Genomic DNA, 21,688 nt, shown 5'->3' with positions numbered 1-21,688 from the left:
TGAAGAACCGAATTGATGAGTATGGACATCGAAGCGTTCTTCGAGAACATGCCGTTTGCCGACCTGCTCGATATCGAAATAACCACAGTCGACAACGGGTACGCCGAAGGGCATATCCAAATGCGCGAAGAGCTGTCGTGGAACGAAGAGCAGATAATGGCCCACGGCGGCGTCACGTTCACGCTCGCAGACACCGTTGGTGGGGCCGCTCTGGTGTCGCTCGTCGACCAGCCGGTGCCGACCATCGATATGCGCATCGATTACCTCGAAGCCGGGACAGGGGACCTCCGAGCAGAGGCGGATGTGGTTCGCCACGGCGGTGACGTTGGCGTCGTCAGCGTCGAAGTGTACGCTGAAGACGGCACACAGGTCGCGGACGCACGCGGCGTCTACAAGACGGGGTAGCGCAACCAGACGGGGTCGCTCAACTGCAGCGACTGCACAGCTTCCGACACTGTCACAGCCACTTGAATCCAATGTCAGATTCACTCACAGCACTCGACGAGGTACGGTACGAACCGAGCGAGACGTTCGTGACCGAGAGCAACGTCTACGCGTTCATGCAAAAGCACGGCATCGAGGACTTCGAAGAACTCCACAGGCGGACGGTCACCGATATCGACGGTGAACCGGCATCCGGACTGGACTGGTTCTGGGACGAGATAGTCGACTATCTCGACCTGGAATTTTACGAGGCGTACGAGCAAGTCCGCGATGACACAGACGGCCCCCAGTTCACGGACTGGTACGTCGGTGGGGAACTCAACATCGCGCACAACGTCGTCGATCGTCACGCAGCCCCAGATTCAGAGACCCGAAATACCGTCGCGACACTCTGGGAAGGTGAGGACGGGACAGTCCGTAAAATAACCTATCACGAACTCCACCAACAGGCCAATCGCGTCGCCAATGCACTCGAAGAGCGCGGTATCGGAACCGGTGACACCGTCGGGCTGTACATGCCGATGGTTCCGGAAATCGTCCCATTGCTGTATGGCTGTTTCAAAGTAGGTGCGATTGCCGTCCCTATCTTCTCCGGCTTCGGGGTCGACGCGACAGCAACTCGCATCGAAGACGCCGAGTGTTCAGTCCTGTTCACCGGTGATGGTTTCTACCGCCGGGGAAGCGAAATCGACCTGAAGTCGGCCGCAGACGAGGCTATCGAAGCGGCGGGCCACGTAGAGCACACAATCGTCTACAATCGGCTGGGTTCTCGGGAATCCACTCTCTCGTGGGACCCCGCTCGTGACGAATGGTGGGCGGATGCAGTCGGTTCCCAAGCTGCCGACTACGAGACCCAGTCGCTCCCCGCCGACCACGAGTCGATGCTGCTGTACTCATCTGGGACAACAGGCAAACCGAAGGGCATCGTCCACACGCACGCCGGCGGGCTCGTCCAGCCGGCGAAGGAAATCTTCTTTTCGTTCGACCACAAGCCCGCAGACCGCTTTTTCTGGGTCTCGGACATCGGCTGGATGATGGGTCCATGGACGCTAATCGGCAATCATGCCCACGGTGGGACCGTCTTCATGTATGAAGGGGCACCCGACTATCCTGAGCCGGACCGGTTCTGGGAGATGATCGACACCCACAATCTATCGGTGTTCGGGATTTCACCGACAGCGATCCGTGCGCTACAGAAGCACGGCGACGAGTGGCTGGATGGGCACGACCTTTCGACGTTGCGCCTGCTGGGTTCAACTGGCGAGCCATGGGACCCGGATTCCTGGGAGTGGTTTCTGGAAAACGTCGGCAACGGCACAACACCGATTATGAACATCTCCGGCGGAACGGAGATATTCGGCTGTTTCCTGCAACCGACGCCGCTGCATTCGCTGAAGCCGGGGACGCTTGGTGGTCCGGCGCTCGGCATGGACATCGACATCGTCGATGCACAAGGGGAATCCGTTGCCGAAGCCAACGAGAAGGGGTATCTGGTCTGTCAGTCGTCAGCGCCGTCGATGACAAAGTCGCTGTGGAGCGGTGACGAGCGGTACCTCGAAGAGTACTGGTCGCGGTTCGGCGATATGTGGGACCACGGCGACTGGGCACAGAAAGACGAGGACGGCTTCTGGTTCTTACACGGTCGGTCGGACGACGTGCTCAACGTCGCCGGCCGGAAGGTCGGCCCGGCCGAGGTCGAGAGCGCACTCATCGAACACGATGCGGTCAACGCCGCTGTTGCCATCGGTGCGGACGACAAAACGAAGGGGACCGCGGTTGTCACATACGTCATCCTCAACGAGGAGTACGAGGCGTCAGACGACCTTCGAGAGACGTTGCGCGCGCAGGTCGGGACCGCGCTCGGCAAGCCGTTCCGACCGCGTGAACTCCACTTCGTCGACGCGTTCCCGAAGACCCAGTCGGGAAAGATTGTCCGTCGAATCGTTCAGAACGTCTACGAGGGGACAGCACTGGGGGACCTCTCGAGTATCGAAAACCCCGACGCGATCGACGAAATCGACAACGCGCGCTGAGATAATTCCTGATCTGGTTGCGACTGTCTACAGATACAGGCAAACGCGAGGACGTCGCCGATCTCGCTACGATACTATCGAACCGCGGCGGCGGACGGAAGCGCGGCCGGGTCTAGCTAAAACTCACACCGACATCGTGCATATCCTCGTTGTATCGAGCGATATTGATGAGCAGTGGCGTCAGACTCTCGACCTCCGTAGCGTTCGATAGCGGCCCAGCAGGGATCGGTCGGACGCCCGCAAGGTCATCAGTTAGCGTCACGACTCGTTCACTGACCGCCGGGTCGTCCGCGACCACCAGCGTATCCACATCGAGCGTGGCCTCCAGATCCGCTAGCCGGTCCGCGGCGAGGTTGTGGAACGCGCCGGCCACTGGAACAGATTCAGGGGCTCGCTCCGCGACAAACTCAGTAACGCTCCCTGTCGACGGTGGTCGGTAGTGAAGTCCATCCCCATCGCCGTTCATTCCGACGGCGGGGCTAATGAGCAGTTGGTCTGAGAGCACGTCATCTTCTGCCAGTGCTTCAACTGTATCGCCGACGTGGTGTGGCGGAATAGCCAGGATAACCACGTCTGCACCGGCCGCAGCGCTACTGTTGTCTGTCCCGTTGATTCCAGTCTCGACGCCGTGCTCGGACAGTCGTTCTTCGTACGTGCTCGCTCGCTCGGTGGCTTTCGCAGCGTCCCGCGAGCCGATCGTAATCGTGTGGTCCGTGTCCGAGGCAAACCGCATTGCGAGCCCCTCACCGATGTCACCAGTACCGCCCAGTATTGCTAACTCCATGCGCTTGCATAACGCCCCTTGAAACAAGAAGGTTTGTCCTGTCACGCGAATCGCTGACTACCATCGTTGCTGCCGGCAGACGAGAGCCGAGCGCGTCAGCAATGTGAAGACCACCCAGTGCCAAACGCGAACGGTTATTCGACCCAGACTGTCTTTTTGTTGACGAACTCTTTGATTCCCATCTCCGAGAGTTCACGGCCGTAGCCGGCGTCTTTGATGCCGCCGAACGGGACCCGCGGATCTGATTTGGTCATCTCGTTGATGTAGACACAGCCCGCGGAGACCTCTCGTGCCAGCCGCTGGCCGCGTTCTCGGTCCGCTGTCCAGAGGCTTGCACCAAGGCCAAACCGGGTGTCGTTTGCGACTGCGATTGCTTCTTCCGCATCGGCAACCTCGTAGACGGTCGCCACTGGTCCGAACGTCTCCTCTGTGTCGGCAGGGCATCCTGAAGGGACATCAGTCAGTACTGTCGGTGGGTAGAACGCGCCGGTCCGGTCAAGCGGCTCGCCCCCAGTCAACAGCGTTGCACCGGCGTCGACGCTGGTCTGTACCTGGTCGTGGAGTTCGGCCATGAGGTCAGGGTCAGCCTGTGGACCGACATCAGTTTCGTCGGCCATCGGGTCGCCGACAGTGAGGTTTTCGAAGGCAGCGACGAGCCGCTCAACGTACTCCTCGTAGACGTCTGTGTGAACGATGAAGCGCTTGGCGGCAATGCACGATTGTCCGCCGTTGAGCGTCCGTGCTTGTACCCCAGTCTCAACGGCAGCGTCGAGGTCCGCGTCGTCGAGGACGATAAACGGGTCAGACCCACCGAGTTCCAGCACAGTCTTTTTCAGGTGTTTGCCGGCCGTTTCGGCGACGGCGCGCCCAGCGGGACCACTTCCGGTAAGCGTCGCCGCGCGAACGCGTTCGTCTGCGAGAACGCCGTCGACATCGCTGGAACCGACCAACAGCGTTTGGAATGCGCCTTCGGGATAGCCCGCTTCGCTAAACACCTCTTCGAGCGCGAGCGCACACCCGGGAACGTTCGAGGCGTGTTTGAGGAGGCCGACGTTGCCGGCAGTGAGATAGGGCGCGGCAAAGCGAACGACCTGCCAGAACGGGTAGTTCCAGGGCATCACCGCGAGTACCGGCCCGAGCGGGTCGTGGACCGTCTTTACTTCTGTCCCCGGCGGGCTGGGGTGGTGCTCATCGGAGAGATATTTGTGCGCGTATTCAGCGTAGTGGTCACACGCCCAGGCACACTTTTCGACTTCAGCGACGGCCTGAGTGATGGGTTTGCCCATCTCCCGGGTCATCAGCTCTGCGTACCGCTGTTTGTTCTCCCGGAGGACCTCACCAGCGTTTACGAGCAATTGCTCGCGCTCACGCAACGGAACATCACGCCACTCCTCGAACGTCGCTGCGGCTCGGTCCAGTTTCCGTTCGACCGTGTCGTCATCATCCGGGTCATACACGTCTAGCCGCTCACCCGTGGCTGGGTTGACTGACTCCATATCGGTTCAGTCTTCGGCGTCACACGTACATTAATCTTTACTGACCTAACTAATCTGATAGACGACAGCGTTAGCTTTTATATTCATAGGTCAGAAATGTGCTGATGATGTACAAGCACGTAGCCCTGTTAGTCAGACAGGACGGCATGTCTCACGAGGAGTTCGTCGACTACTGGCAGACCAATCACACGCCGATTGCAAAGGACATCGAGGGCGTGGTTCGCTACCAGCAAGTCCTTCCAACAGAACCAGCACACGCCGAATTCGACGGACTGGCGGAGCTGTACTTCGAGACGCTTGCGGACCTGCACGAGGCGCTGGGTAGTCCCGGCTCCCGTGACTATGACCCCACGAAAGCGGTCGCCGCGAAGGCCCGCGAGGACGTGAACAACTTCCTTGCTGTCGAGGAGCGGCCGCGTATTATCGGCGAAGAGATCGTCCAGAAAGACGAGGTCGACGGCGACACCGACGGCCTCTACAAGCACTCGGCGTTTCTCGTCCGGCAGGACGACATGACACACGATGAGTTCGTCGACTACTGGCAGAGCAACCATACACCGATTGCCCGCGAAATCGAGGGCGTCGTCAAGTACAATACGGTCATCCCCACTGACCCCGAGAACGCCGAGTTCGACGGCGTCGCCGAACTCTACTTTGACGACCTCGAGAAGCTATACGACGCGCTCGGCAGCGAAGGGTCGCGGGATTACGCGCCCGACAAAGGGAAAGCGAAAGCGGCACGCGAGGACGTGGATAACTTCTTGGCTATCGACGAGCGGCCCCGGTTTATCGGCCAGGAACAGCTCGTCCAGGACGAGGGGTAGTATGCCCGACTACGAGGAGCAAGTCACGGAGGCGTTCCCGGAACTCGACTACATCTCGTCGGACAGCCTCCGCAGCAACGTCATCGAGGCGTGGACACTCGCGCTCGACCGAGGTGGCTGGCGCGACATTACCGATATCCCCTACGCCTGGAACATCCACGAAGTAACCAACGTCAGGCACGTCCGCGGTGTCACCAGAATCGCACGGGAATCCGCTATCGAACAGCAGGAGTTCCACGGTGCCGACCCCGATATGGATGTCATCGTGGCAGCCACACTACTCCACGACGTCGGAAAATGCTACGAGTACGTCGACTTCGTCGAGGACGAGAAGCTACTCGACCCGGACCCGAAATACGCAACCGAAGAGGTCCCACACTCCCTGTCGGGCTATGCACTCGCACACGAGGTCGGCTGTCCGCTGGCGGTCCAACGAGCGATTCCGCACTTTATCGGCGAGATCCCGACGCGAACACTGGAAGCCGAACTCGTCAAGAGTGCGAACTCCGCGTCCTCGAACGCGATTACCCAGTCAACGATGGGCATCACGCTGCAGGAGTGGGTCGATGAGTATTCCCAGACGTAGCCACTGGCGCGAACGATAGCGCTCTGCCACAGCGTCGACCGGCGAAACTAGTCCCTACGAGGCCTTCATTTTGAGTTTTCAATGGATTTCTACGCCTCCAACCAGCATTTACGTCTAAATGCATCGAAAATATTCTCATACATCATAATTCCTTGCCATAAATGTCCCTAAAGGAGCCTGATTTCGAAAATTCTCGTCAAAAGAATGATTGAGACAATTATTAATGTATAAATCCGGGGAGATACTACTCTTTCAAGTGTACATACACATATCGAGGGTATGCTGCGGCTTATGCGCTGAATTCGATGTACGATTTGATGGTATCCGGCGACTCCTCGAATGCGTCTGCAAACCCCGACACCGAGCACTGGGTCGTCATGATAGACGCAAGGAACCAGTCCGGGTATTCTGCGAGTGTGTTACGAGCGCGTTTGTAATGCCGGACGTTGGAGTTCACGCTCCCGAGCAACGCTTTGTTTTGGAGGACCAACTGCCTATGAAGCGCTCCACCGTTGACAGTAAATTCCCAGTCCTCAGGGATGCCAAGGAGGACCCCGACTCCGTTCGCATCGAGTGCCTCGACCGTCGAAAACGCGTGTTTTGCGTGCCCCGTCGCCTCGAACACCAGATCCATCGGCTCGTGGACATCGGGTATCTCGTCGACGGCCGTCTGTCGAGAATTAACGTAGGTAGCCCCCAGTTCCTCGATAATGTCGATGGTCGGGTCCGGCCGTTCACGACGGCCGAGACAGTACGTCCGCTCACACCGGTCTGCAAGCATCGCCAATGTGAGCAGTCCTAGCGGTCCGTTTCCGAGGACGAGTCCGGAAGCATTCTGCCACTCGAAGGTCGACCTGGAACGCTGTGCCAACTCGAGTGCCTTTTCGGCATTGCTGATTGGTTCGACCAGAAATCCGACATCCGCCAGCGATTCCGAGATCGGGACGAGAAACGATGCGGGTGTGGTGAAGTACTCGGCCATGTAGCCGTGCGCCCCCGCAATCCCCCGTTCGACATACTCACCTGGTGGAGCCATATCGGGCTCGTTGTTCTCGAAGAACCGGCTCGACGTGTTTGCGGGCCGCCGGACTGTCGGGACGACAATCTCTCCCTCGTTCAGCGCGGTCCCGTTCGAGGACTCCACGACGCCGACGGCCTCGTGGCCCAGTATCTGGTAGTCGCTGCCCTCGGGAAACTCGCCATGTGATCCCGATAGCACCTCAAAGTCCGTTCCGTCGATGCCAACACGGAGCGTCCGCACGAGCACCTCTCCCTCGTCCGGTTCCGGGCGCTCGATGTCGATGCGTTCTGGCCGAGTCTTCCCCCGCTTGACAGCGATTGCATCCATTGTTGTAGGTATCCCCGTGAGTGAAACGCACCATCCATCAACAGTTGAATGTTTCGACCAATAGACAGAGGGACTTCGACGAAATTATTTCGTATTATGAAAAGCTGTGAGGATGCGGGAAGCATACTGAACGACAGCGGTGTGAACGGCAAGTGGATGAGAAAGAACCGATGCAGCACCGCTACAGTACGATATGTGCATATTTAGGAGGGCCAGGTTCAGGTGAGTGGATTAGAATAATAAGTGTACGGCTGTTATTTCACTCACCACTCGCTCTCAAATGGTTTCGCTAAAAGAAATACCCTATCTCGGATAAAAAATTCTGTTGGGATATGTATGGCGTTGCTGAAACTGCCGTCGGTCAGCTAGGACTGGAGTTGCTGCGGCTGTACTGAACATTGCTGATTCCAGGCTGTGCTGACAATGGCCGAGATGAACAGGAATGGCTGACGAATGACTCAGATTTGCTCCGCATTGAGTTGCCTGACGGCGCTCAGAATCATCCCGGGGACATCCTCCTGTAACCGCTTCCCGCTCAGCCGTTCAGCGTGTCCTGCCACGTACACGGCTGCGGTTGTAGACTGGTCCTGAATCGGAACCGCGACGCAGTTTACGTCTGGATACTGCTCGCGACGCTCGAACGCGATACCCCGGTCCCGGATATTGTCGAGTTCGGCAGTGAGCGTCTGGCGATCCGTAATCGTGTTCTCGGTCATTGCAGGCAGACCAGTGTGGTCTAAAATAGCATCGACCGCCTCTGGGTCGGTCGCCGCGAGGATTGCCTTTCCCGGAGCGCTGCAGTGAAAACACGGGGAGTTTACGTGTCTCGGAGAGTCGTCAACGGCGGTATGATAGACGTCGGCAATTTGCTTTTCGCACTTGATAACCAGTCCGGCGGACTCGCCGGTCGTCGCCGATATCTGGTCTATCTGGGGCTTCGTGTCGTGGTAGATGGGCGCCTGAGATTTGACGTGTTCGCCGATATCGGCAAACTGTAACGTCAGTTGATAGTTCCCTGTACTCTTTGTAACGTAGCCTGACTGCAACAGCGTATTCAGGTGCTTGTATGTCGTACTCCGAGTGTACCCGAGTTGCTCGGCCACCTCTGAGACGCCAAGCGGCCCGTCGGCGTCTCTGAGCACGTCGACGATGGCGAGCGTCTTCATCGGTGCCGAAAGTGTTGCTGTCTCAGTTTTATCGGGCATAAGATTACTACTCTCGTCTATAGCTTAAGTTTTTATTATTATGAAACAATCGTTACCAGTCGGCGACGCTGCCGTCCTCGTGCCGCCATATCGGGTTGTGCCAGTCGAGGTCGGCCTCTGCCTTCTCCCGAACAACGTCTAGCGCTACGTCGATACCCAGTCCCGGGCCGTCCAGCGTCTTCAGGTAGCCGTCGTCGAACGCAAACGGGTTTGAATTCAGCAGGTCGTGTGCGGGACTGGTCGTCTCAGAGTGGACGTCGAACCCCTGATCCTGGACTAACAGGTTCGGAACGACCGTATCGACCTGGATCGACGCAGCCAGCGCAATTGGACCCAGTGGGCAGTTCGGTGCAATGGCGACGTCGTGTGACTCCGCCATGTTAGCCAGTTTGACCATCTCTGAAATACCGCCTGCATGAGAGACATCGGGCTGAATCACGTCAATCGCCCCCGTTTTGAGGAGGTCTTTGTAATCCCATCTCGAGTACAGTCGCTCACCTGCTGCGATGGGTGCGCGTGTCTGGGCCGCGATGTTCGGAAGGTGTTCGATGTTCTCGGGAAGCACCGGCTCTTCGATGAACATCGGTTCGACGGATTCGAGGCGGTTGGTGAGGGTCTTGGCCATCGATTTTGATACTCGGCCTCTGAAATCGATCCCGATATCCACTCGGTCGTCGACTGCTGTTCGAACGTGCTGAATCCGTTCTGTGATCTCGTCGAGCGACGCCTTCGTTTCGATGAACCGGGTCTGATTCGTCGCATCCATTTTGAGTGCGGTGTAGCCAGCCTCGGCTAACCGGGTCGCTTCTGCAGCGACATCCTCCGGCCGGTCACCGCCGATCCATTTGTACACTCTGACCTTATCGCGGCTCTTCCCACCCAGCAGTTCGTACACAGGTGCACCGAAGTGTTTCCCCTTGATATCCCAGAGCGCCTGATTGATACCAGCGATTGCAGACATCAGGATCGGTCCGCCGCGATAGAACCCGCCACGGTACAGTGCTTGCCAGTGATCCTCGATTCTAAACGGGTCCTTCCCGATGAGGTACTGGTCCAGCATCTCCTCGACCGCCGCTCGAACTGTTTTCGCTCTCCCCTCAATGACGGGCTCACCCCACCCCAGAACTCCGGTGTTGGTTTCTAGTTTCAGGAAGACCCAGCGGGGAGGGATTTCGAACAGTTCGTATCCGGTGATTTGCATACTGCCGCATCGTATCCGGAGTGTGATTAACCTTCATGATATAATCTGCATAATCCAGCTCCCACTGGGTTTACATATCGGTTGTGCGGCTGTGTATCGTGACGGTCGTCACCGCTGTCAGCTATCGACAGGACTCCAGAGGGCGGAAAAGAGACCAGTGTGAGTTAGCCGTTTCAATTCGTTGCTTCTCATCGGTGATCGATACGTGCCCTTCGCTAGGGTTGCTGGTGTAGCCCGCTACCCCAGCGCACTCCACTCGATATGTTTCGAGAGTTCCGGTGGATCGTCCGGATTGTATCCCTTCTTGACGGCCGTCTTGTACGTGAGCGATTGCAGGATCTTCAACGGGACTATCGGGTGGTCCGGTGATCGGGACGGGAGTTTGATTGAGATGTCTCCACCGTAGTCGTTCGTCGGCCGCCGCAGGACAATTGTGATCACTCCGGCGTCGCGTAGCTTTGAAACGACCTCGCTGGTCAACGATGACTTCGATTCTCGGGTCGCAATGACGAGTGCCGGCTCACCGGCAGCGTTTGCGATGGGACCGTGGCTGATTTCCGGTGTCGGGAGTGCTGTCGTATGCAACAGTGCACCCTCGCCGAACTTCGTCGCCGCCTCGCCTGCAAGCCCATATTCGATCCCCTGTCCGAGAGTGTAGAGTGTCTTGGCCTCCGCGAGGACAGCGACGGCTGCCTGAAAGTCCTGGTCGATGACGTTCCGGCATGTGCGTTGCAGTTCGCTCGGTGTGTACTCACTGTATTTGCTTTCGAGCAGCGAGAACGTCAGCATCAACGCGGCATCGACTGTTTTGGTAGCAAGGACTGCTTTCTCGGTCCCCGCCGGCGTGACGAGGATCTCGTCCGCTACAGACCCCAGCGTCGAATCGGCGCTGTTTGTAATACCGATAACGACTGCACCTCCCTCTTTTGCTCGGCGAGCGGCTGTAACGGTTTCAGACGTTTCGCCGGACTGGGAGTAGGCGACGACAACCGTTTCCTCAGTAATCGGCGGACCGGCGAACAGATATTCTGACGCGGCGTGCGCCGTTGCATCGATGCCGCTCTGGAAAGACGCATACTGACCGATCACGCCGGTCCAGTACGAGGATCCACAGCCGATGAAGTGGACTCGGTCAGCGTGTGCAATACGCTCGCGTGGCTCGGAAAGGTCGTGCGTGCTCAGTTCGAAATCGTTCAGTCGGTCGATACCGGAACGGATCTCGTCGTAGACTGCGTGTGTGGTCATGTTTTGATGTTCATGGGACGGCACTGTGGTCAGTTGTTTCAGCGACAACGCCGGCAGAGGCTTCGGTCAGCCAGCAACTGTCTGACTGACCGAAGCCTCTCTGCGATCACTTAGATTACCAATTGATGGCAGTGTATTATAAAACCACACGATAGGTATTTGTGATAGTCCACAGGAATACAGTGTTACGAAGAATATCCTAAACAATTAATTATATATACTACATGGGTCGTTGGTGATAGCATATGTCAGACAGTAGTTTGCGGAGTGGCAAGCGACGTCGCTTCATCAAAAGCGCCGGAGCGGCAACAGTCACGCTGCTCGCGGGCTGTGGCGGCAACGAAAGTTCAGAGAGTACCTCCGGGGATGGCGGGGACGGCGACTCCGGCGCGAGCACCGGGGAGCAATCGAACGATATAACCACCCTCACAGTCCGTCACTTCGTCAATGACCACATTGAGACGTTCTACGAGAAGCACAATCCCATACTGAAGAAAGAACACGGGATCAGCGTGGATTTCGAGACGATGGGCTGGGGCGTCGCTCGGAAGAAGCAAAACAACAGTATCTCCACCCGGACCGGTCCGGACGTCGAAGAGATCGCATCGACGTGGATGCCACAACAGGTCAATTCCGACGGCTGGATGGACCTCGAAGAAGCCGGCGTCTCGATGCCGACAGACAATATCTACGAGTCACCGCTTCAGATCGGTAAATTCGACGGCGTCCGGGCTGGGTTCCCCTGGTTCTGGGGACCCCGCGGACACATTTATTATAAATCGCTGTTCGAGGAAGCCGGTATCGATGGCCCTCCGTCGACCTGGGACGAACTCGCGAATGATGCGTCGAAGTACAACACGCAGGCCGAAAAGTGGGAACAGGAAGGCTACAACACGAGATACCTGTTCGGCATTCCTGGGGCGAACAACTGGGCAGTCGTCCAGTACTATATGATGCTCATCTGGCAAAACGGCGGGAGCGTGATCGACGGGTCCAAGCCGACATTCGACAGTGACGCGGCGGTGGAGGCGCTGAATTTCTACAAGGACCTGTCGACGACGCACAAGGCGTCCCCACAGGCGTCAGTCGAGTGGAACGGCGTTGCACGGAACAACGCGTTTAGCAGCAAACGGATAGCCTCGACGTGGCAGGGGCTCAGAGTAGCAAACGATATCGACGCCGAACTCGGCGTCGGCAAGCCGCCGGCCGGTCCCCGGGGAGAGTCGTCGACCTTCTTCGGAGTGAACCTCATGGGCATCCATCCCTGGACGAAGAAGAAGAGCGAAGCCGCGACGTTCATCGAGTATCTGATGCAGCCGGAGGTCAACGCAGAACTCGCGAAGGGCTCTGGCTTCTTGCCGACGATCAAGAGTAGCTTCGAGCAAGACGCCTTCCAGGGTGAGCTGTATCAGTCCTTCAGTGAAGACGTTCTGAACAACACAAACGCCAAGACAGCGCCGCAAGTCGTGGGCTGGGGTGATGTCTCCGGAGCGATCAAGGGGGCTGTCACGAAGGTACTCACGAAGGCAGCAACGGACTCCTGGTCCGAAGGCGATACCGAGAAGGCACTCCAACAGGCTGCGATGCAGGCAGAAAACGCGCTTCAAGGATAACCTCGGAAAACAGGCGTTTCAGTGTGGTTCTGTGCTTGTCCGGTCGAATAGCTACTATAGTAACAGTTGAAACGATGTACACACTGATCGCACTGCCGTCGTGCGATCAGGTGTGCATTGATTTTCAATGGCTACTATAGCTTTGTGTCGGGACCGTGTCACTCTAGCGTCGTGCAGAACGGTTAAATACATTGCATAATAATCGATTGTGTATGCTCCTGTCCGCGTACCAGCGAGTCAGACGTCGACTCCCAGCGGTTCATATCCCATACGTTAGCTCGTTACCTGCAAGCCAGCGCTTCGGACTCAAGCTCATTGCCCCGGCTCTGGCAATGATGCTTCTCGTCCACGGGATTCCAGTCATCCTCGGGTTCGTTATGAGCTTCTACGAGTTCCCGTCGCTCAGATATACTGACTGGTTCCGCCCAGAGACGTTCGTCGGGCTTGACCACTTCGCGAAGGTCTTCCAGAAGGATACGATCTATGGCGCACAGTTCTGGAACTCGCTCAAAGTCACCATTCTGTACACGGTTGGCTCGGTCGTAGGGACGTACGTTCTCGGGCTCGTCACCGCACTCACCCTCGATAAGCAATTCCGGGGGAAGCTTGTCGCGAGGACCGTGATTCTGATTCCGTACGTGACACCGGTTGTCGTCACGCTTCTCACCTGGCGGATGATGTTCCGGAGCGATACTGGAGTCATCAACGCGTTACTCCGGCAGGCCGGACTCATCGAGGGGTCCCTGTTCTGGCTACTGGGTCCAAACTCACTGTACGCGATAATCATCGCGAACGTCTGGCGGAACTTCCCGTATGCGGCGATCATGTTGTACGCCGGACTGCAGTCGGTACCGGAGCAATTGTACGAGGCTGCAGAGATAGACGGGGCCGGCCGATGGGGGAAGCTGCGGTACGTGACGCTGCCACAGTTGAAGCCTGTCTCTGCCGTCATTCTGCTGCTGTTGATCCTCTGGACCTTCATCAACTTCCCCGTCCCGTATATTTTGCTGGGAGGGTCACCGAGCGAATCGGGGAACGTCCTGATGTTGCTCATCTACTCCTTTGGCTTCAAACAGAGTGCATACGGGATCGGGTCCGCGCTCAGCGCGATGCTGTTCCTGTTCTCTATGACCATCGCATACGTCTATTACAAGCGCGTTGTGGCGTCTAGCTACGACGGAGGGGCTATCTGAGATGCTCAGTTCGCTCATGGCTGCTGTCGGGTCAGAAAGTACGATGGTGCCCGACGAAATGCGGCTGACTGCCGATGGTAAAGAGCTCGTGTACCAACTGCTCTGGCGCTCCGTGCTCATCCTTGTTCTCATATTCGCGATATTCCCCGTCTGGATGATGTTCACGACGTCGTTCAAAACCCGCGATGAAGTGCTGCAACTCGGGCTTGACATAATTCCGGCGGACCCCTATGTCCAGAACTACTTCCTGATGTTCCAGCGGTTCCCGCTCGTCGACTACTACGTTAACAGCCTGGTCATTTCGAGCGTGACAACAGTTCTTTCGCTGCTCATCGGTGGACTGGCTGCCTACTCGTTGTCGCGATATGAGTTCCCTGGCAAGGAGAAATTCGAGATGGGGGCACTCGCAACGCAGATGATCCCCGGAGTACTCATCCTCATCCCGATGTTTCTGTTGTTCATCGTCATGGACCAGTCGGCGAACGTGCCGATGAAAGACACGTACCATGGAATGATATTCCTCTATACGACGTTTACCGTCCCGTTCACCATCTGGATGCTTCGTGGGTACTTCGACACGATACCGACCGCGCTGGAGGAAGCCGCGCGGATCGACGGCTGTACGCGGACACAGGCCCTGTTCCGCGTCGTCATGCCGCTTGCAGCACCGGGCCTGGCTGCGACTGGGATGTTCGTGTTCCTGCTCGCGTTCAACGAGGTGCTTTTCGCGTCGGTCCTGGCGACCGACAACGTCACGCCGTTCTCCATTGGGATTCAGAACTTCCAGCAGCAGGATCAGACGATGTGGGGCCAGATGATGGCTGCCTCGACGCTCGCCGCTGTCCCACTGCTCGCAATCTTCGTCGTGTTCCAGCGGCAGATCGTTTCCGGGCTGACGTCCGGGAGTGTCAAGCAGTAATCTTCGGCTCCAGTTTTGTGGCGGTTCGCGATTCCAAACGTAGTTTTATATCCCCAGCACGTCGGATGTTGTTATATGCAGACTCAGACGGTGGCGAGTATGCCATTAGCACAGAAAGTCGGCCAGTTATTCATGGCTGGCTTTGATGGCACCGAACCGACTGCTGGGATACGGGAACTGATTCGTGAGTACAACCTCGGCAACATCATTTATTTCACCCGAAATATTACGTCGCCCGCGCAGGTGGCAGCCCTCTCGACGGAGTTGCAGTCAGAAGCCACAGCAGTCGGCGCTGGCCTCCCACTGTTCGTCGCCACCGACCAGGAGGGCGGCGTCGTCTCACGCCTCGACTGGGGGACGCAACTGCCGAGTCAGATGCTCATTGGGGCCTGCGATGACGAAGCGATGGCTCGGAAAGCAGGTGCGACCGTCGGACGGGAGCTACGGAGCCTCGGGATCAATCTGAACCTCGCGCCAGTCCTCGACGTTAACAACAACCCGGAGAACCCCGTAATCGGCGTCAGGTCCTTCGGTGAAAATCCCGAGCGTGTGGCCGCGCTGGGCGCAGCCATGGCCCAGGGCCTCCAGTCCGTGGCTGTCGCGGCCTGTGGGAAGCATTTCCCCGGTCATGGCGACACGGCAGTCGATTCACATCTCGACCTGCCGGTGGTCGCCCAGGAGCGTTCCCGACTGGAACGCGTGGAGTTCGCACCGTTCGAAGCGGCGATACAGAGCGGTATCGACGCGATCATGACCACACACGTTGCCTTTCCGGCGATAACAGGTGACGACGAACTACCAGCGACGATATCGTCGGCAGTCCAGACAGCACTGCTTCGAAAGCAATTGGGGTTTGATGGGTTACTCGTCACGGACTGTCTCGAGATGGACGCGATTGCCGAAGGCGTCGGTCCCGCCGAAGGGGCTGTCCGTGCAATCGAGGCCGGGTGTGATATCGTCACTGTTTCACATACGTTCGAGCGACAGCGTGCAGCGATTGAGGCCGTGCTTACCGCCGTCCGAACGGGACGGCTTACCGAGGAGCGAATCGACCGGTCGCTGCAGCGCATCCGGCGTTGTAAACAGCAACGGATGGGTGCATCTGAGACTGCCGAAAAGCCGGAATGGAATCGCTGTGCGCCCGAATCGAAACAGCTTGCAACTGAAATCGCAAACTGTGGGGTAACACTCGTCAGGGACGACAGCGAGACAGTGCCGTTCGATACGTCGCGTCACCTGCATGTGGTCAGCTTTACCGGAACGCGGGGGTCGCCCGCCGAGGACGAGCGCTACGACCCAGAGGCGGTCTCTGCTGCGCTCAGCGAGGTCGGGTTTGAAATCACGACACATACAGTGGCGACCGGTGAGACTGTCGAGATAGCGCCAGAGAACGAGCAGATTGTCGCTGTCAGTTACGATGCCCTGGCAAACGAGTCACAGGCAGCGACGCTCCGGACGCTCATTGCGCACCACGACCAGCTGGCAGTCCTTGCCGTACGGAACCCATACGACCTCTCTGTCTGTCCAGGTGCGGCCACGTTTTTGACGACCTACGGCTACTCACCAGGTGCGATTCAGGCAGCGGCGAAAACACTGGCAGGGACAGTCGACCCAACGGGGACGCTTCCGGTCACGATTCCCGACTGAGGTCGCTTCAACGACAGTGCTCGTGAAACGCCAGCGACCTTATCCGAGAAACTCCTGTGCGGACTCGTGCAGCGGGACGAACCCCTCCGCACTGCGGGCCCCGGCCTGTTTCCCGAACACGAGATTCTCGGCGCGAAGTCCGTCGATGAGGTTGTCGAACTCGGCGTCGATGCCGCCGTGCTCGACGAGGAACTCTACCTGAGACTCGTGTTTCTTGATCGCTATGACCTTCTGTTCCAGGTACCCATCGATATCGATGAACATGGAGGGGGTAAACTCCGATGTCGGCTTGCCGAAGTAGTAGATGTTGTCCGGATCACAGGGTTCGAAATCCGTCTCAACGAGGGGGAGCGAAGCCATGTAGTACGCGTCCGTCACTAACCGTGACGTCGCTCGGTGGTCTGGATGCAGATCGTCTTTGTAGTGCGTGAGGATGATGTCCGGGTTATACTCCCGGATTACATCCACCATCTCTACACGGTTCTCCAGGGAGTAAGTGATCCGCCCGTCTTTGAACTCGAGGAACGCGACTTCCGAGGCGCCTAACACCGCCCCGAAGCGCGGGCCTCTTGTTCACGGACTCTCCCGACGGCTTCCTGTGAGTCCGTTCGCAGCCCGCCGTACTCTCCCCGAGTCATGTGTACGATACTGACCTCGTCACCGCGTTCAGCGTGCTTTGCTATCGTACCGCCACAGAAGACATCTGCGTCGTCTGGGTGGGCAACTACTACGAGGACGTCCATACTATGCTATGGTATTGTAAGTTATTATTTATATCTTTTCTCTGTTACAGATGTGTGAGCAGGCGGTCGACGACGTACGCAGCACCGTCTTCGTCGAGACACATCGGGTTAAGAACAATCTCGCCCTCGTCGATGCGGTCCTCGCCGACATACACGCGCGGGTCCTCGCGCTGCAGTTCTGACACCAACGCGGCTGCCGAAAGAGTCGATTGGGAGTGAGTTATATCCACAATGATCCGTGGAGCAACACTCTGCTCACCACCAGCAACAACTGTGGTCTCTACGCCCGCTGCCTCAAGTTGGCTCGCCATGTTTTCGGCGAGGTTCTCCCACTCGGCGACAAGCGCTTCCTGATCCTCTTCGATGAATAGTTCTAGCGCGCGAATGAGGCCGACAAGTTCCTCCTTGCCGACCTTGAGCGACCGTCCGATTCCCTGTCTGGGAACCCCATCGAACCGTTCCGTATCGATAAGCGAGCTGGGTGGGTTCCAAACCCGGCGGTCGACGTGCATATCCTGGTGCTGCACAGCGATTGAACGGATATACTGACGTTTGCCGGCGATGATACCCGTCGTCTGTGGGCCGCGGATTCCTTTGCCACCGCTGAACACCACCATGTCCGCTCCCTGCTCGACGAAACGAGAGAGGTTCTCAATGGGCGGCACCTCGGCGGCAGCGTCGACAATCACGGGAACATCGTGTCGGTGTGCGATCTCCGAGACAGTCGAGAGGTCCGGCTGTGTGTATGTTTTCTGGACGTACGCGACCCCGGCAGTGTTTTCGTCGATGGCGCTTTCGATCTCCCAGGGTTCCACGTTTGTTGCGCCAGTGCCGAGATGGTAATCGTTTGTCCCGACATCGACAATGTTTGCGCCAGCCGCTCGCAGTGCGTGGTCGTACCCCGTCCGGTGAGTCCGGGGCATCACGATGTCGTTTGGTGCGTCTGTCGGATGGGGTAACTCCGACATGGTCTCCGGGTCGTCCCCCGCGATTGCGGCAGCCGCGGCCAACAACAGGCCGGCCTCAGCACCCGGCGAAACGTATCCGGCTTCCGACCCGGCGATTTCAGCGATCTGTTCGGAAGCCTTTGCCTCTAGATCACTCAGCTGAACGAATTCGTCGGCAGCAGCGCGCATGGCGTCCGCGGCTTCCTCTCGAATGAGGCTGCCGCCAATCCGCGTTTTTGTGCCCGCTGCATTGACGACCGGCGTGACACCCAACTGACGATACACCGACTCTGACTCTGTTGTGAATGGAACCATAGTTGTGCTCTTTTCACTACCGCTAGTCCCGTATACGAACTCAAACCCGCTCCAGGTATATGAAAGATTCCCATCTATAATCGAAAAACACAAACTATTATATATCTCTGTGGAACAATAACAGGTATCGCATGGCACAGTTAGAGCTCGATAACCTTGTCAAGACGTTCTCCGACGGGAGCGACGAGGTTGTCGCTGTCGATACGGTGAATATGTCGCTAAACGACGGCGAGTTTCTGGTACTGGTCGGCCCATCCGGCTGTGGAAAATCGACAACCTTGCGGATGGTCGCCGGGCTTGAGACGGTGACTGAGGGTGATATTCTGATCGGAGACGAGTCTGTCATCGGCACCGAGCCCCGTGACCGCGATATCGCGATGGTCTTTCAGAACTACGCGCTCTATCCACATATGACTGCGGAGGAGAACATGTCGTTCGGGTTGAAGATGACGACGGATCTAGATACAGAAACGATTGAACAGCGTGTAACCGAGACAGCCGAGATGATGGGCATCGAGGACTTGCTTGATGATCCGCCAAAGGAGCTATCTGGAGGCCAGCAACAGCGGGTGGCGCTCGGGAGAGCAATCGTTCGAGACCCAGCAGTGTTCTTGATGGACGAGCCACTGAGCAATCTGGATGCCAAGCTCCGGACGAAAATGCGGACCGAGCTAAAGAGCCTCCAGAACGAACTCGACGTGACAACGATCTACGTTACTCACGACCAGACGGAGGCAATGACGATGGGCGACCGGATCGCTATTCTGGACGATGGCGTGTTACAGCAGGTTGGAACGCCACTGGAGTGTTATCACCGTCCAGCCAATCGGTTTGTCGCAGGGTTCATCGGGTCGCCCTCGATGAACTTCATTCCTGCCGCTGTCGAGGACGGGTCGCTAGTGCACCAGGAGTTTACCTACGAGCTGTCCGCTGAAACCGCCGCCCAGCTCGACGGGTACGAGGAAGTCATCGTCGGTGTCCGGCCTGAAGATATTCAGCTCAGCACCGCAACTGGCCCGGAGCAGACCGTTGCCGCGACCGTCGACGTCGTTGAGCCACTTGGGGACCTGTTTCATGTGTACGTGACTATCGACGGGCAGCAGTATACGGTCACCGTCGAGGATGGAGCAAACCTCGGGAATGGCGTCACGGTCGGATTGCAGTTCCCAGAGGAGGTCATCCATCTGTTTGATGCGGACTCCGGCACTGCGATCAAGAACAGTGAAACGGAAATCGACGAAGAGAATCCGGTTGCAGCCTGATTTTCTCATTCCGCGACGCCCGATAGAACGTGGCTTGAGAATACCCGAGAAGGGTACCAGTGGCAGTGACGGCCGGAAGAATACCAAAGGAGCCACTGGGAGGACCAGCGCGGAACCGACCCATTTTGACGGCTCTGTGAGCAGGGGTTGCTGACGAGATGGTCTGAGACGTGCTTGCTCAGTATTCAATATTTCCGCTCTGCGAGCGGGTGTGGGAGTTAGTTTCGTAATATGAAATTCATTCACGCAGTCACCAGAAGTAGCTAGCGAGGCGCAGTCACTTGCTATATGAACTGTTGTCGTTGTGAGGGGTCAGTACCGCAACGGCACTGTGTTTCGTAATACGACATCTGCATGGCCTTCAGATAACAGGCATACAAATATTATCGGAGTGGTCGACTGCTCTACACGTCTCACTAGGCGTCGGGAGCAGAGGGGAGACAGATGCAACCCTGACTGAGATTCAACACCTGTGAACAACCCTCACTGTAGGCCGGATGGTTGCACTGCGCTCTGGAGCGCACATATCTCAGAGATACAGCCATAGGATAACAGGCGTACATCTATTATCTGATTCAGAATCAGCCTGAGAGTTACCGGCCGTAGGTGATAGTGTCGGCGTTGGAGTGCAGACCAGTATCGAGGCGATACGAGAAGCGATTGCGGTTGTGCAAGGAGAGTGCTGAGCACGAACAGGGCGAATCGAAACGGACTGGGAGACCGTGACAGGACTAGTCCCGGTAACGCTGCTATCCTCGCTATATTCTCATTTGTATTTCGTATGCTGCGGCCGAGTTCAAGCTGATTGAACATCCTGGTGTACAGCAAGTGCCACGTCCGACATCTGCATCGGCCGGCATTAGAGCACCGGGACGCCGCCGCCTTACTCCGTTTCTCAGTGGCAATACAGTGGTCAGTAGGTACGTAAACGGACGGACGGAATTTAGGAGAGTCACTGGATTGCCGAGTTTTGGGTAGTATATCATGGTGCAGTCGTCGCGATGCCACTGGGAATACACCTGATAACACAGTCCCCGGACACAGAGTTCAATCTTGTTGAATAATTTTATAAACAGTTAGCCGAATATACGCGTATGACAGGACAAGGCCCGATAGAGTCCGCCGGGAGGGTGCTGGACATTATTGAAGCACTGAAAACGGAACAGGCACTCGGCGTCACTGAGCTGGCAGAGCGGGTGGAGATGCCCAAGAGCACAGTCCACGTTCATCTCTCGACACTCCAGAGCCGAGGCTACGTCGTCCAGGACCAGAACAAGGCGTATCGGCTGAGCTTGCGGTTTCTGGATATCGGGATGAAAGTCCGCGAGCGACAGGAAATGTACCAGGAGGTCGCCCCGAAACTGAACGAGATAGCCGACGAAACCGACGAGAAAGCGTGGTGGATCGTCGAAGAGAACGGAAAGGCGGTCTTCCTGGCCAAAGCGCTCGGCAGTCGGGCGATTCAGACAAACTCACAGATCGGCCAGTACACCGAACTGTACAGGCTCGCTGGTGGCATGGCAATCCTCTCAGTGTTGCCGGAACACCGGCGGGAGACAATCCTCGAAAGCTACGACTACCCCCTCCCCGACGGTCGGGAGCGGCAGGAACTCGAAGCAGAACTCGACGAGATTCAGGACCGCGGCGTCGCCTACGGCATCGACCAGTTCCTCGAAGGCGTAGCCGGCGTCGGTGCCCCGCTGGTAGACAACGCCGGCAACACGTACGGTGCCATCAGCGTGTCGGGACCAGCGAACCGGCTGGACTCCGAACGCATCGAAAACGAACTGACCGACCTTATCCGTGGGATCTCCGGCGAGCTACAGGTGAATCTCTCGTATCAGTAGTTCTACTGACTCGAACACCACTGATCTGGGCAAGAC

At 57.4% G+C, this 21,688-nt stretch carries 17 protein-coding genes and 1 pseudogene; 10 read left to right on the top strand and 8 right to left on the bottom strand.

All coding sequences use genetic code 11. The features are described 5' to 3' along the window. Window positions 1-21 precede the first annotated feature (21 nt). The gene (locus tag SG26_RS00720; RefSeq protein WP_014030864.1) at window positions 22-405 is read left to right on the top strand and encodes a PaaI family thioesterase; all 384 of its coding nucleotides are present in this window, start codon (window positions 22-24) and stop codon (window positions 403-405) included. A 71-nt stretch (window positions 406-476) separates the two neighbouring features. Then, the gene (locus tag SG26_RS00715) at window positions 477-2,477 is read left to right on the top strand and encodes an AMP-binding protein (RefSeq protein WP_050036569.1); all 2,001 of its coding nucleotides are present in this window, start codon (window positions 477-479) and stop codon (window positions 2,475-2,477) included. A gap of 112 nt (window positions 2,478-2,589) precedes the next feature. Here the strand turns inward: SG26_RS00715 and npdG are convergent, their stop codons facing one another. Next, window positions 2,590-3,261, bottom strand: coding sequence for an NADPH-dependent F420 reductase (gene npdG / locus SG26_RS00710; protein WP_050036568.1), 672 nt, complete (start codon window positions 3,259-3,261; stop codon window positions 2,590-2,592). A gap of 134 nt (window positions 3,262-3,395) precedes the next feature. Beyond that, window positions 3,396-4,757 carry an NAD-dependent succinate-semialdehyde dehydrogenase gene (locus tag SG26_RS00705; protein ID WP_050036567.1) on the bottom strand — a complete coding sequence of 454 codons (1,362 nt, stop codon included), beginning with the start codon at window positions 4,755-4,757 and terminating at the stop codon, window positions 3,396-3,398. Window positions 4,758-4,861: 104 nt separating this feature from the next. Between SG26_RS00705 and SG26_RS00700 the strand changes: the two genes are divergently transcribed. After that, window positions 4,862-5,581: an EthD family reductase gene (locus SG26_RS00700; RefSeq protein ID WP_023842934.1), complete on the top strand. Its 720-nt coding sequence runs from the start codon at window positions 4,862-4,864 to the stop codon at window positions 5,579-5,581. Between the two features lies 1 nt (window position 5,582). Further along, a complete protein-coding gene (locus tag SG26_RS00695) occupies window positions 5,583-6,167 on the top strand; it encodes an HD domain-containing protein (protein ID WP_050036566.1) in 585 nt (194 codons plus the stop codon). A 289-nt stretch (window positions 6,168-6,456) separates the two neighbouring features. Here the strand turns inward: SG26_RS00695 and SG26_RS00690 are convergent, their stop codons facing one another. From SG26_RS00690 to SG26_RS00675, 4 genes are all read right to left on the bottom strand, one after another. After that, window positions 6,457-7,515, bottom strand: a complete 1,059-nt coding sequence (locus tag SG26_RS00690; protein WP_050036565.1) for a glucose 1-dehydrogenase — start codon at window positions 7,513-7,515, stop codon at window positions 6,457-6,459. A gap of 458 nt (window positions 7,516-7,973) precedes the next feature. Next, window positions 7,974-8,720 carry an IclR family transcriptional regulator gene (locus SG26_RS00685; protein WP_050036564.1) on the bottom strand — a complete coding sequence of 249 codons (747 nt, stop codon included), beginning with the start codon at window positions 8,718-8,720 and terminating at the stop codon, window positions 7,974-7,976. 52 nt (window positions 8,721-8,772) lie between these two features. After that, window positions 8,773-9,921 carry a galactonate dehydratase gene (gene dgoD, locus SG26_RS00680; RefSeq protein WP_008308410.1) on the bottom strand — a complete coding sequence of 383 codons (1,149 nt, stop codon included), beginning with the start codon at window positions 9,919-9,921 and terminating at the stop codon, window positions 8,773-8,775. A gap of 237 nt (window positions 9,922-10,158) precedes the next feature. Continuing rightward, window positions 10,159-11,166, bottom strand: a complete 1,008-nt coding sequence (locus SG26_RS00675) for an SIS domain-containing protein (protein ID WP_050036563.1) — start codon at window positions 11,164-11,166, stop codon at window positions 10,159-10,161. Between the two features lie 245 nt (window positions 11,167-11,411). Between SG26_RS00675 and SG26_RS00670 the strand changes: the two genes are divergently transcribed. The 4 genes from SG26_RS00670 to nagZ all read left to right on the top strand — a co-directional run bounded on the left by SG26_RS00670 (window position 11,412) and on the right by nagZ (window position 16,538). Further along, window positions 11,412-12,779, top strand: coding sequence for an extracellular solute-binding protein (locus tag SG26_RS00670; protein ID WP_014030874.1), 1,368 nt, complete (start codon window positions 11,412-11,414; stop codon window positions 12,777-12,779). Between the two features lie 332 nt (window positions 12,780-13,111). After that, window positions 13,112-13,972, top strand: coding sequence for a carbohydrate ABC transporter permease (locus tag SG26_RS00665; RefSeq protein WP_008308407.1), 861 nt, complete (start codon window positions 13,112-13,114; stop codon window positions 13,970-13,972). 1 nt (window position 13,973) lies between these two features. Then, window positions 13,974-14,891, top strand: a complete 918-nt coding sequence (locus tag SG26_RS00660) for a carbohydrate ABC transporter permease (RefSeq protein WP_014030876.1) — start codon at window positions 13,974-13,976, stop codon at window positions 14,889-14,891. A gap of 99 nt (window positions 14,892-14,990) precedes the next feature. Then, window positions 14,991-16,538: a beta-N-acetylhexosaminidase gene (gene nagZ, locus SG26_RS00655; RefSeq protein WP_175055129.1), complete on the top strand. Its 1,548-nt coding sequence runs from the start codon at window positions 14,991-14,993 to the stop codon at window positions 16,536-16,538. A 39-nt stretch (window positions 16,539-16,577) separates the two neighbouring features. On the opposite strand, the pseudogene SG26_RS00650 reads toward nagZ, so the two are convergent. After that, window positions 16,578-17,281, bottom strand: a pseudogene (locus SG26_RS00650) (PIG-L deacetylase family protein). Window positions 17,282-17,325: 44 nt separating this feature from the next. Beyond that, on the bottom strand, window positions 17,326-18,543 hold the full coding sequence (locus tag SG26_RS00645; RefSeq protein WP_050007469.1) for an aminotransferase class V-fold PLP-dependent enzyme: 1,218 nt from the start codon (window positions 18,541-18,543) through the stop codon (window positions 17,326-17,328). A 131-nt stretch (window positions 18,544-18,674) separates the two neighbouring features. Between SG26_RS00645 and SG26_RS00640 the strand changes: the two genes are divergently transcribed. Together SG26_RS00640 and SG26_RS00635 are read left to right on the top strand one after the other, a co-directional pair. Then, complete coding sequence (locus SG26_RS00640) at window positions 18,675-19,805, top strand: ABC transporter ATP-binding protein (RefSeq protein WP_050036561.1); 1,131 nt, start codon at window positions 18,675-18,677, stop codon at window positions 19,803-19,805. 1,094 nt (window positions 19,806-20,899) lie between these two features. Beyond that, the gene (locus SG26_RS00635; protein WP_050036560.1) at window positions 20,900-21,652 is read left to right on the top strand and encodes an IclR family transcriptional regulator; all 753 of its coding nucleotides are present in this window, start codon (window positions 20,900-20,902) and stop codon (window positions 21,650-21,652) included. Window positions 21,653-21,688 lie beyond the last annotated feature (36 nt).

The organism is Haloarcula sp. CBA1115, from assembly GCF_000827835.1.
In the GTDB taxonomy this organism is placed as follows: domain Archaea; phylum Halobacteriota; class Halobacteria; order Halobacteriales; family Haloarculaceae; genus Haloarcula; species Haloarcula hispanica.
Note: the sequence above shows the minus strand (reverse complement) of the source record. Positions and strands in the feature narration are given on the sequence as shown.